The organism is Phycicoccus sp. 3266, from assembly GCF_031456495.1.
Lineage (GTDB): Bacteria > Actinomycetota > Actinomycetes > Actinomycetales > Dermatophilaceae > Pedococcus.
On the sequence record NZ_JAVDUW010000001.1, the window covers coordinates 860,758 to 876,004 of the forward strand.

A 15,247-nucleotide genomic window follows, 5' to 3' on the forward strand; every position below is an offset into this window, starting at 1 on the left:
GGGGAGGTGGCATGCGCGTACTCATCGCGCTCGGCGGCAACGCCATGACCGGCCCCGACGGCAGCGCCACCCCACAGGCCCAGCGCGACGCGATCGCCGGCGCGATGGAGCACGTCGCCGAGGTCGTGGCGGCCGGGCACGACGTCATCCTCACGCACGGCAACGGCCCGCAGGTCGGCAACCTGCTCGTCAAGAACGAGCTCGCCGCGCACGTCGTCCCGCCCGTGCCGCTGGACTGGTGCGGCGCCCAGACGCAGGGGACGATCGGCTTCACGATCCTCGACACGCTCGAGGCGGCCCTCGCCAGGCACGGGGTGCGGCGCCGCGTGGCGGCGCTGGTCAGCCGCACCCTGGTCGACGCCGACGACCCGGGCTTCCAGCGGCCCACCAAGCCCATCGGGCGCTTCCTGCCGCGCGAGCAGGCGCAGGTGCTCGTCAACCACGGCGAGACCTGGGAGGACCGCGGCGATCGGGGCTGGCGCCGCGTGGTCGCCTCCCCCGAGCCGGTCGAGGTGCTCGAGACGCCGACGCTGCTGACGCTGCTCGAGGAGGGGTACGTCGTCGTCGCGGCCGGCGGTGGCGGCATCCCCGTCGTGCGCGTCGAGGACGGCTCGGTGCACGGCGTCGAGGCCGTCATCGACAAGGACCTCACCGCCGCCCTGCTCGCCCGGGCCGTCGGGTGCGACGTGCTGGTCATCGCGACGGACGTCGACCACGCCGTCGTCGGCTACGGGACCGCGGACGAGCGACCGCTGGGCGTCGTGTCGGTCGCCGAGCTCGAGGGGTGTGCCGCGAGCGGCGAGTTCGCGTCGGGGTCGATGGGGCCCAAGGTCGAGGCGGCGCTCCGGTTCGCGAGGGCGGGTGGCACGTCGGTGATCACCTCGCTCGAGCGGATCACCGAGGCCGTCTCCGACCCGGGCGCCGTCGGCACCACGGTGAGCGGCACGACAGCCCCAGGCACACGGCATACCGAGTCCCCCACTGCTGCAACGGAATCCCCACGAGACGGAAGGTGACACCCATGCCCGAGCCCATCGAGGTGCGCAAGGTCCCGATCCACAGCGTCTCCGACGCGTCCGAGCTGACCAAGCTCATCGACGACGGCGTGCTGGAGGCGGACCGAGTCATCGCCATCATCGGCAAGACGGAGGGCAACGGCGGTGTCAACGACTACACGCGGATCCTCGCCGACCGGGCGTTCCGCGAGGCGCTGGTGGCCAAGGGCGCGGACGCCGAGCGGGTCAAGGAGGTGCCGATCGTGTGGTCCGGCGGCACGGACGGGGTCATCAGCCCGCACGCGACGATCTTCGCGACCGTCCCGGCGGAGGAGGCCGAGCCGACCGACGAACCACGGCTGACGGTCGGGTTCGCGATGAGCGAGGTGCTGCTGCCGGAGGACATCGGCCGGACCGCGATGGTGACCAAGGTGGCCGACGCCGTGAAGGTCGCCATGGAGCGCGCGGGGATCACCGACCCGGCCGACGTGCACTACGTGCAGACCAAGACGCCACTGCTGACCATCGACACGATCCGCGACGCCAAGAGCCGCGGGCACGACGTCTTCACCGAGGACACGCTGGCCTCGATGGACGTCTCCAACGGCGGGACGGCGCTCGGCATCGCCGTCGCGCTCGGGGAGATCGAGATGCCGCGCGACGAGGACGTGCTGGGCGACCGTTCGCTCTACTCGTCGGTGGCGTCGTGCTCGTCGGGCGTCGAGCTCGACCGGGCGCAGGTCGTCGTGGTGGGCAACGCCCGTGGGGTGGGCGGCCGGTACCGGATCGGCCACTCCGTCATGCGGGACGCGCTGGACGCCGACGGCGTGTGGTCGGCGATCCGGGACGCCGGGCTCGAGCTGCCCGAGCGGCCGCACTCCTCGGACCTGCAGGGCCGGCTGGTCAACGTGTTCCTCAAGTGCGAGGTCAGCCAGGACGGGCAGGTGCGCGGTCGCCGCAACGCGATGCTCGACGACTCCGACGTGCACTGGCACCGGCAGATCAAGGCCGCGGTCGGTGGCGTGACGGCCGCGGTGACCGGCGACCCGGCGGTGTTCGTGTCGGTGTCGGCCGCCCACCAGGGCCCGGACGGTGGCGGCCCCGTGGCTGCGATCGTCGACCTGGGCCCCGGTGAGCCGACCGGCTACCGCGCCCCCGAACCCGCCTGACCGCCGCCCCGCCTGACCTGATCCGCTCGCGTCGGCTGCCTGACCAACCGCGCAAAACGGCAGTTGCTGGCGTGAAACGGCGGTTCAGAACTGCCGTCTCGTGCCAGCAACTGCCGTTTTGCGGAAAGCGTCTGGGTCGGTCGGTGGGCGCTGGGCCTAGTGGGCGAAGTGGCGGGTGCCGGTGAAGTACATGGTCACGCCGGCGGCCTTCGCGGCCTCGACGACCTCCTCGTCGCGGACCGACCCGCCGGGCGCGACGACCGCGCGCACGCCGGCGTCGAGCAGCACCTGCAGGCCGTCGGCGAACGGGAAGAACGCGTCCGACGCGGCGACCGCACCCCGTGCCCGCTCGGCACCGCCGTCCCCGCCGTTGGCCCGCGAGACCGCGAGGTGGCAGGAGTCGACCCGGTTGACCTGGCCCATGCCGATGCCGACCGATGCCCCGTCCTTGGCGAGCAGGATCGCGTTGGACTTCACCGCGCGCACCGCCCGCCACGCGAACTGCAGGTCGGCCAGCGTCGCCTCGTCCGCGGCCTCACCGCACACGAGGCGCCAGCGCTCCGCGTCGTCGCCGCCGGGCACGTCGCCCTCGACGACCGCGTCGACCCGGTCGACCGTCTGCGCGAGGATCCCGCCGCTGATCGCCCGGAACTCGACCGGGTCGGCATACCGCACCATGTCGGCGGGCAGGCGCAGGAGGCGACGGTTCTTCTTCTGCCGCAACAGCTCCAGCGCGTCCTCGTCGAAGTCCGGCGCGACGATGACCTCGCTGAACGTCTCGTTCGCAGCGGCCGCCATGGCCGCGGTCACCGGGCGGTTCGTCGCGATGATGCCGCCGTACGCCGAGACCGGGTCGCACGCGTGCGCCGCGGCATACGCGTCCTCGATGGTGGCGCCCACGGCGATGCCGCAGGGGTTGGCGTGCTTGATGATCGCGACGGTCGGCTGGTCGCCGTGGTCGTTGGCGGCGCGCACGGCGGCGTCGGCGTCGACGTAGTTGTTGTACGACATCTCCTTGCCGTGCAGCTGCTCCGCCTGCGCCAGCCCCGGCCGCCAGTGCGTGTACAGCGCGGCGCCCTGGTGCGGGTTCTCGCCGTACCGCAGGACCGCCTTCTTCTCCCACGTCGCACCGGTGAAGGCCGGCCAGTGGTCCTCGCCGGGCGACAGCACCGTGCCGAACCAGGACGCGACCGCCACGTCGTACGACGCCGTGTGCGCGAACGCCTGCGCCGCGAGCGCCCGCCGCTGCTCGAGCGTGAAGCCACCGCCCGCGATCGCGTCGAGCACCGCCGGGTATGCCGCGGGGTCGGTGACGATCGCGACGCTCGGGTGGTTCTTGGCCGCGGCGCGGACCATGGTCGGGCCGCCGATGTCGATCTGCTCGACGCACTCGTCGGGGGTCGCGCCGGAGGCGACGGTCTCGCGGAACGGGTAGAGGTTCACGACGACGAGCTCGAACGGCGCGACGCCGAGGTCGGTGAGCTGCTCGACGTGGTCGGGCTTGCGGGTGTCGGCGAGGATCCCCGCGTGCACGACCGGGTGCAGCGTCTTGACCCGCCCCTCGAGGCACTCGGGGAAGCCGGTTAGGTCGGCGACCTCGATCACCGGGATCCCGAGCCCGGCGATCAGCGACGCCGAGCCGCCGGTCGACACGATCTCGACCCCGGCGGCGTGCAGCCCCTGGGCGAGCTCCTCGAGCCCGGTCTTGTCGTAGACGGAGACGAGGGCGCGACGGACCTGGCGGACGTCCTCGCTCGGCCCGGGGGTGCTCACGGTGCTCACGGAATGCTGGCCTTCCCATCGGTGACGGTGATTCCCTCGCGGGCCGCGCGGCCCACGTACTCGACGAGCAGCGGGTGCTCGACAGCCTTGATGCGCTCGTGCAGCGCCTCCTCGGTGTCCCCCTCCAGCACCGGCACGGTCGCCTGCGCCAGCACCGGCCCGGTGTCGACGCCCGAGTCGACGACGTGAACGGTGCAGCCGGTCTCGGTCGCGCCGGCGGCGAGCGCGTCGCGGACGGCGTGCGCGCCGGGGAACAGCGGCAGCAGGGCGGGGTGGGTGTTGAGGACGACCCAGCGCGAGAGGACCTGCGGGCCGAGCAGCTTCATGAAGCCGGCCGAGACGACGAACGCCGGCTCGTGGTCGCCGATCCGGCGCGCCAGCTCGGCGTCCCACGCGGCGCGGTCCTCGTGGTCCTGCACACGGCACACGAACGTCGGGATGCCCGCGGCGGCGGCGCGGTGCAGGCCGGTGATGCCCGCACGATCCGCGCCCACTGCGACGATGCGGACCCCGTATGCCGGGTCGGCGGCGGCGTCGATGAGCGCCTGGAGGTTGGTGCCCGAGCCGGAGACGAGGACGACGATGCCGGTCCGCTCAGCGGTGCTGCGCTCGGGCGTCGTCACGTGGAGGAACGATACCGACCCGGGCCCGGGGTCCGGCCGCCGCGTCCGGGCAGCGGTCAAGCGGCGAGCGCCCGGTCACCCGGCGGCGCGACGTCCGTCAGCCGCCGAGCAGCTCGCGGACGAGCAGGTCGCCCAGCCACGAGCCGAACCGCTCGGGCGCCCATCCCGCCTCCACGACGAGCGACTGGTAGACCCCCGGCGCCGCCATGGCCCGGAACAGGGCCTGCGCCTCTGGCAGCGGCGCGGCCAGGCGGTCCTGCGCCGAAGCCACCATGGCGTCCATGACCCGGTTGCGCCCGGCCAGCTTGGCGCGCAGCAGCCGCCTGGTCTCACCGTCCTCGTCGACCGCGGAGTCGAGCACCTGGACGACGTCGAAGCCCGCGGCATACAGGGCGGCGAGCCACGCACCCGCGCCGTGCAGTCTCTCGGCGGCGTCCTCGAGAGCCAGCACCTCCTGGGCGCGCTCCCTCGCGCGGGCGTCCTCGAGCCAGGCCTCGCAGATCGCGGAGAGGATCTCGCGCTTGGTGCCGAACACCGTGTAGACGGTCCGCGCGGCGACCCCGGCCTCGCGCGCGACCTCTGCGAGGGAGGTCGTCGAGTACCCCTGCTCGGCAAAGAGCCGCCGGGCGGCGTCGGCGATCCGCCTCCTCGTCGCGGCAGCCTGCTCCTCCCGGAGGGACAGCGACCTCTTGACCTCGTCCGCCATGTGGAGGACAGTAGCAGTGCACTCACTGCAGTATTACTGCACTCAATGCACCTTCACTGTATTTCGATCGACAGGAGCGCACCATGACCACCACCACGACGACCTCGTCCCCGGGGTCCAGCGGCACTGCCCGCCTGGGCTCCGTCCCGGAGCCGCCCGCACTGACGGTGCTGCGTCGCGTGTTCGACGAGGGCTTCGCCACGGGGGACGGCTCCGTCGTCGACGAGCTCTGCTCGCCCGACCTCGTCGAGCACCAGTTCGGCATGGCCGGCAGGGGCACCGAGGCGCTCGACCACCTCCGGGAGGCGATGGCCCAGGTGCACGCGGCCATCCCGGACATCGAGTTCACGATCGAGGACGCCGTGCAGCGCGGCGACACCCTGTGGGCACGCGTCACCGGGCGCGGGACGGCCACCGGCCCGTTCTTCGGGCCGCCGAGCGGCCGCCCCGTGGAGATCACGGTGATCGACGTGGTGCGCGTCGTCGACGGGCGCATCGTCGAGCACTGGGGCGTGCCGGACCGGTTCGCCCTCCTCGCCCAGACCGGTGTGCTCGACCGGCTGCAGGGCTGACGTGCCGGCCGGACCTACGGGGGGCGATGGCCGCAGGAGCAGGCGAGTCAGCTGGAGGGGGCCGCGTCCCGCAGCTTCTCCAGGAGCGGCTCGGCGGCCTCGTCGAGGAAGCGCTGCTGTCCCTCGTCGCCGACCTGCACCAGTGCGATGTCGGTGAAGCCGGCCTCCCAGTACGCGCTCACGGCCTCGACGACCCCGTCGAGGTCGGGGCCGCACGGGATCGAGTCCGCGACGTCCTCCGGCCGGACGAACTGCGACGCCCCGGCGAACCCGGCCGGGGTCGGCAGGTCCGCGTTGACCGACCAGCCGCCCCCGAACCAGCGGAACTGCTCGTGCGCGCGCTTGACCGCCGTGTCGCGGTCAGGGTCCCACGAGATCGGGATCTGGCCGATCGCCCGCGGCTTCGAGGCGGAGTCCGGGCGCGACGCGAGGAAGCCCTCGATCAGCTCCTTCTCCGGCTGCACGGCGATCACGTGGTCGGCCAGCGGCCCGAAGCGCCCGTACGACTTCTCCCCCGACACGGCCACACCGATCGGCACGCCGCCGTCGGGGCAGTCCCAGACGCGAGCCGAGTCGACCCGGAAGTACTCGCCCTCCCACGTCACGAGCTCGCCGGTGTGCAGCTCGCGGATGATGTGGATGGCCTCCTCGAGCATGTCCTGGCGGACGCCGACCGACGGCCAGCCCTCGCCGACGACGTGCTCGTTGAGGTTCTCGCCGCTGCCGAGGCCGAGGGTGAAGCGCCCCTCGGACAGCAGCTGGAGCGTGGCTGCCTTCTGCGCGACGACCGCCGGGTGGTACCGCGTGGTCGGGCAGGTCACGTACGTCATGAGCTCGAGCCGCTCGGTCGCCTGCGCCACGGCGCCCAGGACGGTCCAGGCGTACGGCGCGTGCCCCTGCTCGGTCAGCCACGGCGAGTAGTGGTCGCTGCTCACCGCGAAGTCGAACCCGGCCTTCTCGGCGCCGGTGGCGTACCCGACCAGCTCACGGGGGCCGGACTGCTCGGTCATGAGGGTGTACCCGAAACGCGTCATGACCCCAACCTCACACGGCCCGCGCGGCCTCGCACGCCAGGCGAGAGCCGATCGCGCTTCACCCGTTCGAGCCCTCGACGGGGACGGGGCGACGTAGGCTCGGCGTCCATGACGGGGGTGCCCTCGACCACCTCGACCACCAGCGGTGGACCGGCCGTGCCGCTCGCCACCGCGCAGGGCCGGTGGATCGTGGCTGCGACCGTGCTGGGGTCGGGCGTGGTGGGCATCGACGCCACCGTCGTCAACATCGCGCTGCCGGCGATCGGGAGGTCGCTCGGCGCCTCGTTCGCGTCGCTGCAGTGGGTCGTCACGGCATACGCGCTGACGCTCGCGGCCTGCATCCTCGTGGGCGGCTCCCTCGGCGACCGGTTCGGCAGGCGGCGCATCTTCGTCGTGGGGGTCGTCTGGTTCGCGGTGGCCTCCCTGCTCTGCGGCGCCGCCGGGTCGGCGCCGTTGCTGACCGCGGGCCGGGCGCTCCAGGGCGTCGGCGGCGCCCTCCTCACCCCCGGCAGCCTGGCCATCCTCCAGTCGACCATCGCCCCCTCCGACCGGGCTCGCGCCATCGGGCTCTGGTCGGGTCTCGGCGGCGTCGCGACCGCGGCAGGCCCGTTCCTCGGCGGCTGGCTGGTCGACGCGGTGTCGTGGCACTGGGTCTTCTACGTCAACCTCCCGGTCGCGGCGGTCGTGGTGGCGGCGACGCTGCGACACGTCCCTGAGTCGCATGACGAGACCGCCGGGGGCCACCTCGACGTGCCCGGCGCGGTCCTGGGAGCCGTCGCCCTGGCCGCCGCGAGCTACGCGCTGATCGCCGTCGGGGGCGGGGGCAGCCCGTCCCTGGTGGCCGCCAGCGCGGCACTCGCCCTGGTCGCGGCGGCTGCGTTCGTGGTCGTCGAGCGACGGTCGGACGCGCCCATGCTGCCGTTCTCGATCTTCTCCTCGCGGGCCTTCAGCGCCACGAACGTGGTGACCTTCATCGTCTACGGCGCCCTGTCGCTCGTCTTCCTCGTCCTCGTGCTCCAGCTGCAGGTCGTGTCCGGCTACGGGCCCATCGCCGCCGGGGTCTCGCTGCTGCCGGTGACCGGGCTCATGCTCGTCCTGTCGGCCCGGTCGGGGGCCCTGGCCGACCGCATCGGTCCACGGCTGCAGCTGACCACCGGGCCGCTCGTCTGCGCCCTGGGGCTGCTGCTCATGCTGCGGATCGGGCGGGACGCGGACTACGTGACGACCGTGCTGCCCGGCGTGGTCGTCTTCGGGCTCGGGCTCTCGGTCCTCGTCGCGCCGCTCACCGCGACGGCCCTGTCGTCGGCACCCGCCGAGCACGCCGGGCTCGCCTCCGGTGTCAACAACGCGGTCGCCCGGACCGGCGGCCTGCTCGCCGTCGCCGCGGTGCCGGCCCTCGCCGGGCTCACCGGCGAGGTGTACGACGACCCGGAGCGGTTCGCGGCCGGCTTCCGGGGGGTGCTGCTGTGCGCGGTGGGGCTGCTCGTGCTCGGCGCCGCTGCGGCAGCCCTGCTGAGCGAGCGGCGGCGTCCGCGGCCCCACCGCCGTCCCCACGCGGTGCCCTCGTGCTCGGTCGCCACGCCCCCGGCCGTGGTGTCGGTCGCGTCAGCGGCGGAGCTTCCACCGGTCCCGGCCGAGGGCGACCAGCGACCCTAGGGCGACCTCGACCAGCAGGGCCAGCGTCATGGACCCGGCAGGAGCGCCGATGCGCGCGAGCCTGGCCGAGCCCAGGGACGAGCCGCCGAGCACGTCGAGCAGGCCGACCGCGGCCGCGGTCACGACCACCGCGACGGCCACCACACCCAGCTTGGTCCGCTGGCTCGACAGCCGGGAGACGCTGCGCAGCGCCCGCCAGCCCACGAAGGCCCCGACGGACACGGGCACGAGCACCAGGAGCGGCAGCGCGCCGGGGAAGGCACCGGGCTCCGGCAGGGCTCCGAGCACGGGGACCATGGGCAGGATCGACGTCCGGCTCCCCGTCCAGGTCGCCGACGCACCCTCGACGGCCGAGAACCCGGTCCCGGCGAGGAACGACACCGCCCACAGCGCCAGGTTCGGCAGCACGGCCAGCTGCGCGAGCACGAGGACAGCACCGCCGACGACCCCGGGAGCCAGCTCCGACTGCAGGTGGGCCACCCGGTCGAAGTGCAGGACGACCATCACGACGCAGACGACGATCCCCGCGGCGACGAGGACCGCCGCGCCCTCGAGCCCGGCGCGCAGGCCCCTCGGGACGGCCGCGGGCAGCCAGCCGGGACGACGCATCGCCTCGCCGAGCAGCTCGGGCCGCCGGCGCACGTGCCGCACCAGGGCGAGCACGGCCGCGAGGACCGGGACCACCAGCACCGGCAGGGCCACGGTCCACAGCACGGGTTCCGGCCCGGCCAGCGCGGCCGCCAGCCACCACAGGGCCGCGCACACGGCATACCCGCCGGCCCAGGCCCCGAGCTCGGCGGCGAGGCGCTGGTGGACCAGGCCGCGCAGCGGGCGCGGTTCGCGCTCCTGCGCGGAGTCGAACGTCGCGCGCCCGGCCGACCACGTCGCCCCGAGGACGGCCAGCAGCAGGAAGAGCAGCGGCACCACGGTGACGGTGGCGGCATCGACGCGCAGGTGCGCGCCTCCGCCGAGCAGCCACAGGCTGGCACCGGTCCCGAGGGCCGAGGTCCAGGGAACGGTCGACTGCGACGCGGCCACCCAGACGAGCAGGGCGGGCAGGACGAAGACGCAGGCGCTGACGGCGGCCGCACCGGCCCCGGCGAGCGCCGCCCGCCGCAGCCCGGCGGGGTCGACACTCCCCCGGCCGGTCGTCGTTCCCCCGCGCAGCAGCTCCATCACAGTCATGACCGCTCCATGGTCGCCGACCGGCGGCGCCGATCCGCCGAGCAACGCCGAGGGCGGGCGAGAAAAGTCCGAACGCGCCGCAACCCGTCCGTGCCGAGCCGCGTCTGCTGCGGTGTGATGGCACTGGGGACCCGAGGAGGCAACGCCCGGGAGGTGTCGATGGGACCGCGGTCGGACGAGGACGAGTTCGACGCGTTCTACCGCGACACCTCACGGCGCGTCGTGCACCTCGTCTACGGGTTCACCGGTGACCTGACCGTCGCGCAGGACAGCACCCAGGAGGCGTACGCCCGCGCCTGGCAGCAGTGGTCGACCGTGCGGAACCACGACGACCCGCTCGCCTGGGTCAGGACGGTCGCCCGGCGCATCGCGATCTCGGCCTGGCGCAAGCGCACCAGCCAGGACCGCGCGTACGAGCGGCACGGCGCGCACGAGACCACCGGACCGCCGAGCGAGGACCGGGTCGCCGTCGTGGCCGCGATGCGCGAGCTGCCCGACCCGGTCCGCGAGGCCGTGGCCATGCACTACATCGGCGACCTGTCGATCGACCAGATCGCCCACGAGACCAACACCCCCGCAGGAACCGTCAAGGCCCGCCTGCACCGGGGTCGCGCACTGCTCGCGCAGGCCCTGAAGCACGAGGAGACCGACCATGGCTGAGCACGACGAGTGGACCGCGGCGGACGACGCCCTGGTGCGCCGCGCCATGGCGACCCTGCGCACCGACGTCGAGTCGGTGCCGCTGCCCGACGTCCGGTTCGTCAGGGCGAGGGGGCGGGCGCGTCGGCGCCACCGGTTTCTCGCGCTGAGCGCCGCAGCCGCGGCTGCCGTGGTGGTCGCCGGCACCGCTGGGTACGCCGTGTGGGGCCCCGCCTCGTCGCGGACCCCGGTCACGCCGGCCTCGAGCGCCCGGACGGCGGCGACCACTCCCGCGTCGACGACCATCACCGCGACCGACAGGCTGGCCGTGCCGGGTGCCCTGCCGCTGCTGACGGAGTGGACCTCGGCCCTGCAGCTGACCGGTACCGTGCGGCTCACCCCGGTGAAGCCGTTCGGACCCATCGAGTGCCTGTCGTCCGAGCCGGGCACCAAGGTCCAGCAGGAGGAGGTCACCCGCGCGCCCGAGTTCCAGGGCGGTGCGACCCGGTTCCGCATCGGGACGGGCCAGGACCCGCAGACGGCTGCCGAGAACATCGCCTCGGACATCGCAGGCTGCCAGCTCGCGCCGGGTTATGCGGTGACGCCGCAGTCGTCGGGTGCCTTCCCGCGGCTGTTCTCCTTCACCGCCGGTGACGCCGGGTCCGGCTGGTGGGTGGTCGTGGCGGGCCCCCACGACGTCGCCGTCCTCCAGCTGAACCAGAACGACCGCCCGAAGTCCGGCTTCACCCGCGCGCAGGTGCTCGAGCTCGCGGACGTCGCACAGCAACGGCTGGCCCGCTACGGCTCGGGGACGACGAAGACCGCCACGTCCACACCGGACACGAGCGGCCCCAAGGCGGTCGACGAGCAGATGCCGGTCGTCGGTCCGGGCCCCCTCCCGGCGTCGTCGCTGTTCGTCGCCGCGTCGCAGTGGAGCTCCGCGGCCCTCACCGGCGGGGCCGCGACCGACGCCGGACCCGGCGCCCTCGAGGGGTCGACCGCGGTGGCCTCATGCGAGACCGACCAGCAGCAGGCCGCCGTGGGCGGCCGGGTGGGCGTCGTGTCGGTGCGCGTCGGCACGAGCGCGGCCGGCTACATCGGGCGGCAGCGGGTGCAGCTCGACGACTCCACGGGGTCGGACCCGCAGCAGGCGTACGTCGACGCGCGGCTGTCCGAGGCGAAGAAGCTGTTCGGTCAGGGGTGCTCGACGCCGAACTCCACGGTGACGGCGACGCCCGGCCCCACCGCAGGGACCTGGCGGCTCGACACCGTCTTCAAGGACGGGACCGCCACGTTGTCGGAGTGGGTCGGCGTCACCGCCCAGAAGACCCCGGGGGCCGTCTCGACGGTCGTCCTGACGAAGGTCGCCGACCCGAAGCAGGGCTTCGCCGAGCTCGACCGGCTGCTCGCCCTGGCGCGGCAGAAGTAGGTCACCGGACTGCCGGCGGGCGGGTCGCAGGGGAACCGCCTCGCCGGCGACACGCGAAGGGCCGCCACCCTGTGGGGTGGCGGCCCTTCGTCGGTGGGCTCGGGCGATCGCCCTGGCCGCGCTCAGCCGCCCAGGCCCCGCATGATCTCGCGCATGAGCTCGGCGGTCTCGGACGGCGTCTTGCCGACCTTGACGCCGGCGGCCTCGAGGGCCTCCTTCTTGGCGGCGGCGGTGCCGGACGAGCCGGACACGATGGCGCCGGCATGGCCCATCGTCTTGCCCTCGGGGGCGGTGAAGCCCGCGACGTAGCCGACGACCGGCTTGGTCACGTGCTCCTTGATGTATGCCGCGGCCCGCTCCTCCGCGTCGCCGCCGATCTCGCCGATCATGACGATGGCGTCGGTCTCCGGGTCCTTCTCGAACGCCTCGAGGCAGTCGATGTGGGTGGTGCCGATGACCGGGTCGCCGCCGATGCCGACCGCGGAGGAGAAGCCGAACTCCTTGAGCTCGTACATCATCTGGTAGGTCAGGGTGCCCGACTTGGAGACGAGGCCGATGCGGCCGGAGCCCGCGATGTCGGCGGGGATGATGCCGGCGTTGGACTTGCCGGGGCTGATGAGGCCGGGGCAGTTCGGGCCGACGACGCGGGTCGTGCCCTTCTCACGCGAGTACGCGTAGAACTCGGCGGTGTCCTTGACCGCAATGCCCTCGGTGATGACGACGGCCAGCGGCATCTCGGCGTCGATCGCCTCGACCACGGCGGACTTCGCGAACGCCGGCGGGACGAAGATGACCGACACGTTGGCGCCGGTCTCCTTCATCGCCTCGGCCACGGTGCCGAACACCGGGACGGTCACGCCGTCCTCGAAGTCGACCGTCGTACCGGCCTTGCGGGGGTTCACGCCACCGACGATCGCGGTGCCGGAGCGGAGCATGCGCTGCGTGTGCTTCATGCCCTCGGAGCCGGTCATGCCCTGGACGATGACCTTGGAGTTCTCGTCGAGAAAGATTGCCATTTCGCTTCTGTCCCTTGCTCAGTTGGCCTGCGAGGCCAGCTCGGCGGCCTTGCGGGCCGCGCCGTCCATGGTCGCTTCGATGGTCACCAGCGGGTGGTTCGCCTCGGCGAGGATCCGGCGGCCCTCCTCGACGTTGTTGCCGTCCAGGCGCACGACGAGCGGCTTGGTCGCCTCGTCGCCGAGCGCGTTGAGGGCGCCGACGATGCCGTTCGCGACCGCGTCACAGGCGGTGATGCCGCCGAAGACGTTCACGAACACCGACTTCACCTGCTCGTCGCCGAGGATGATGTGCAGGCCGTTGGCCATGACCTCGGCGGATGCGCCACCACCGATGTCGAGGAAGTTGGCGGGCTTCGGCGAGCCGGGGAACTCCTCACCGGCGTACGCGACGACGTCGAGCGTGGACATGACGAGCCCGGCGCCGTTGCCGATGATGCCGACGGAGCCGTCGAGCTTGACGTAGTTGAGGTCCTTCTCCTTGGCGGCGGCCTCGAGCGGGTCGGCCGCGGCCTTGTCCTCCAGGGCGGCGTGGTCCGGGTGGCGGAAGTCGGCGTTGCCGTCGAGGGTGACCTTGCCGTCGAGGGCGATGATGTCGCCGTCCTCGGTCTTGACCAGCGGGTTCACCTCGACCAGCGTCGCGTCCTCGTCGCGGTAGACCTCCCACAGCCGCTGCAGGACCGGGACGATCTTCGCACCGGTCTCAGCGTCGAAGCCGGCAGCCTCGACGATCTCGCGGGCCTTCGCCTCGTCAACACCGGTGTTGGGGTCGACCTCGATGCGCGCGAGGGCCTCCGGCCGCTCGACCGCCAGCTGCTCGATCTCCATGCCGCCCTCCTTGCTGCACATCGCGAGGTAGGAGCGGTTGGCGCGGTCGAGCAGGATCGAGAAGTAGTACTCCTCGGCGATCCGGGCGCCCTGGGCGATCATCACGGTGCCGACGGTGTGGCCCTTGATGTCCATGCCGAGGATGGCCTGCGCGTGCTGCTCGGCCTCGTCGGCGGTCTTGGCGACCTTGACGCCGCCGGCCTTGCCGCGGCCACCGGTCTTCACCTGCGCCTTGACGACGGTCACGCCGCCGGACTTCGGGCCGATCTCCTCCGCGGCCGCGCGGGCCTCGGCGGGGGTGGTGGCGGTCTTGCCGGCGAGCACGGGCACACCGTGCGCCTCGAACATGTCTCGGGCCTGGTACTCGAACAGATCCACGTCTGACGTCCTCGTCTGGGGAAGGGTGTGGTTCGCGCCCGAGACTAGTCCCGTGCGTGCGGGACGGTGCTCCCGGGTGCGGCGAGTGGGACCAATCTCACCGCGGACGGTCCGTGGACGGGCCGCGCTCGCCGCTCAGCGCACGGTGGCGGTTCGTCCGGTCGGCTCGAGCAGCACCCACACGGGACCCTGCGGGGCGAAGGTGACCACCTGGCCCGAGGCGGTGAACGTCGTGGGCGACGTCGCGCCGGCCCGGGACCACGTCGCCTGCCAGGCCCGGCCGCCGCGCAGCACGATCGCCTTCCCCGACCCCACGAGCTGCTCCACCGGCGTGGGCCTGCCGTTGACGTCGCGGTTCGCCGACGGCTTGCTCGTCACGTACTGCACCACCACCGTGCCCGCGCCGTACTGCGTCCCCGACGGGCTCACGTCGGGGCGGCCGTCGGTGACGACGAGGTACTGCCCCCGCTTGGCGTTCCAGCGCAGCGAGACCGTCGCCGCCGGCCACGTGGCGGTGACGGAGGTCGCCGCCGCCCCGCCGGCGATCGGCGGGCCGTACCGGAACCCGATGTCGTGCGGCCTGACGCTTCCTCCCGCGCGGGCCAGCAGCGCCGTGGGGTCACCGATCAGGTTGTACGGGGCCGGCCGGGAGTGGTCACGCCGGTAGCCGCGGCCGGACTGGTCGTTGCTGAGGTTCACCTGCGCGCCCCGCGCCAGGATCCTGGCGGTGTAGGACGACGAGCCCGAGTAGACGAAGGCGACCTTGCCCCAGTTCGCGAGCAGCGTGACGTCGGACTCGCGGCCGCTGCGCACCGGCCCGACCTCGCGCGCCTGGTGGCGGCTGAACACCGCGAGCAGGCGCGTCAGCCCACCCTCGACCGGTTCGACGTAGACGACGTCGGCCTTGTCGAGGCCGATGCGCGGCCGGGCCGCCGAGGTGTTGTCGATCTTGACGGCCAGGACCGGGCCGCCGGTGAGGGGCACCGGCCCCGCCGGGGCGGTCGTGGTGGTGGCCGTCGTCGTGGTCGGCGCCTTCGTCGGACCCCCGCACGAGGGCCCCGAGCAGCCGCCGGAGCACGCAGCCGCACCGGCGACGACGGCCAGCGCCAGTGCTGCCGGGACCGCCCGGTGGGCACCGCGCCTCATGTCCTCAGGGTAGGTCGCGTCGCCCCTCGCGCGGCAACGGCGCGCTGGCACACGGGTGCGCCGCAGACCTGGGGGTCGACGGCGCACCACGT

General features: G+C 73.3%; 14 protein-coding genes. 6 read left to right on the forward strand and 8 right to left on the reverse strand.

Features of this window, described 5'->3' with window-relative positions; all coding sequences use genetic code 11:
* Nucleotides 1–11: 11 nt before the first annotated feature.
* On the forward strand, nucleotides 12–1,016 hold the full coding sequence (locus J2X64_RS04135; protein ID WP_310150035.1) for a carbamate kinase: 1,005 nt from the start codon (nucleotides 12–14) through the stop codon (nucleotides 1,014–1,016).
* Between the two features lie 5 nt (nucleotides 1,017–1,021).
* Nucleotides 1,022–2,164 carry a ring-opening amidohydrolase gene (locus tag J2X64_RS04140; RefSeq protein ID WP_310150038.1) on the forward strand — a complete coding sequence of 381 codons (1,143 nt, stop codon included), beginning with the start codon at nucleotides 1,022–1,024 and terminating at the stop codon, nucleotides 2,162–2,164.
* A gap of 156 nt (nucleotides 2,165–2,320) precedes the next feature.
* Here the strand turns inward: J2X64_RS04140 and purH are convergent, their stop codons facing one another.
* The 3 genes from purH to J2X64_RS04155 all read right to left on the reverse strand — a co-directional run bounded on the left by purH (nucleotide 2,321) and on the right by J2X64_RS04155 (nucleotide 5,275).
* On the reverse strand, nucleotides 2,321–3,946 hold the full coding sequence (purH, locus tag J2X64_RS04145; RefSeq protein ID WP_310150041.1) for a bifunctional phosphoribosylaminoimidazolecarboxamide formyltransferase/IMP cyclohydrolase: 1,626 nt from the start codon (nucleotides 3,944–3,946) through the stop codon (nucleotides 2,321–2,323).
* Entirely contained in the window at nucleotides 3,943–4,569 is a 627-nt protein-coding gene (purN, locus tag J2X64_RS04150) for a phosphoribosylglycinamide formyltransferase (protein WP_310150044.1), read from the reverse strand. The genes purH and purN overlap by 4 nt, the downstream gene beginning before the upstream one ends.
* A gap of 97 nt (nucleotides 4,570–4,666) precedes the next feature.
* A complete protein-coding gene (locus J2X64_RS04155) occupies nucleotides 4,667–5,275 on the reverse strand; it encodes a helix-turn-helix domain-containing protein (protein ID WP_310150047.1) in 609 nt (202 codons plus the stop codon).
* 83 nt (nucleotides 5,276–5,358) lie between these two features.
* On the opposite strand from J2X64_RS04155, the gene J2X64_RS04160 reads away from it, so the two are divergent.
* A complete protein-coding gene (locus tag J2X64_RS04160; protein WP_310150049.1) occupies nucleotides 5,359–5,847 on the forward strand; it encodes an ester cyclase in 489 nt (162 codons plus the stop codon).
* A gap of 47 nt (nucleotides 5,848–5,894) precedes the next feature.
* Here the strand turns inward: J2X64_RS04160 and J2X64_RS04165 are convergent, their stop codons facing one another.
* Complete coding sequence (locus tag J2X64_RS04165) at nucleotides 5,895–6,881, reverse strand: LLM class F420-dependent oxidoreductase (RefSeq protein WP_310150052.1); 987 nt, start codon at nucleotides 6,879–6,881, stop codon at nucleotides 5,895–5,897.
* 108 nt (nucleotides 6,882–6,989) lie between these two features.
* Here J2X64_RS04165 and J2X64_RS04170 point away from each other — a divergent pair, with 108 nt between their 5' ends.
* Nucleotides 6,990–8,537: an MFS transporter gene (locus J2X64_RS04170; protein WP_310150055.1), complete on the forward strand. Its 1,548-nt coding sequence runs from the start codon at nucleotides 6,990–6,992 to the stop codon at nucleotides 8,535–8,537.
* Here the strand turns inward: J2X64_RS04170 and J2X64_RS04175 are convergent.
* Complete coding sequence (locus tag J2X64_RS04175; RefSeq protein WP_310150058.1) at nucleotides 8,487–9,722, reverse strand: DUF6350 family protein; 1,236 nt, start codon at nucleotides 9,720–9,722, stop codon at nucleotides 8,487–8,489. The two genes, J2X64_RS04170 and J2X64_RS04175, sit on opposite strands and share 51 nt — an antisense overlap.
* Before the next feature lie 159 nt (nucleotides 9,723–9,881).
* Here J2X64_RS04175 and J2X64_RS04180 point away from each other — a divergent pair, with 159 nt between their 5' ends.
* The gene (locus tag J2X64_RS04180; protein WP_310150061.1) at nucleotides 9,882–10,382 is read left to right on the forward strand and encodes a SigE family RNA polymerase sigma factor; all 501 of its coding nucleotides are present in this window, start codon (nucleotides 9,882–9,884) and stop codon (nucleotides 10,380–10,382) included.
* Nucleotides 10,375–11,790, forward strand: coding sequence for a hypothetical protein (locus tag J2X64_RS04185; RefSeq protein ID WP_310150064.1), 1,416 nt, complete (start codon nucleotides 10,375–10,377; stop codon nucleotides 11,788–11,790). The genes J2X64_RS04180 and J2X64_RS04185 overlap by 8 nt, the downstream gene beginning before the upstream one ends.
* Nucleotides 11,791–11,912: 122 nt before the next feature.
* On the opposite strand, the gene sucD is transcribed toward J2X64_RS04185, so the two are convergent.
* The 3 genes from sucD to J2X64_RS04200 all read right to left on the reverse strand — a co-directional run bounded on the left by sucD (nucleotide 11,913) and on the right by J2X64_RS04200 (nucleotide 15,155).
* Nucleotides 11,913–12,806 (reverse strand): succinate--CoA ligase subunit alpha, encoded by an 894-nt coding sequence (gene sucD / locus J2X64_RS04190; protein WP_310150067.1) that lies wholly within the window; start codon nucleotides 12,804–12,806, stop codon nucleotides 11,913–11,915.
* Between the two features lie 18 nt (nucleotides 12,807–12,824).
* Complete coding sequence (gene sucC, locus J2X64_RS04195; RefSeq protein WP_310150069.1) at nucleotides 12,825–14,009, reverse strand: ADP-forming succinate--CoA ligase subunit beta; 1,185 nt, start codon at nucleotides 14,007–14,009, stop codon at nucleotides 12,825–12,827.
* 135 nt (nucleotides 14,010–14,144) lie between these two features.
* Nucleotides 14,145–15,155: a DUF3048 domain-containing protein gene (locus J2X64_RS04200; protein WP_310150072.1), complete on the reverse strand. Its 1,011-nt coding sequence runs from the start codon at nucleotides 15,153–15,155 to the stop codon at nucleotides 14,145–14,147.
* Nucleotides 15,156–15,247 lie beyond the last annotated feature (92 nt).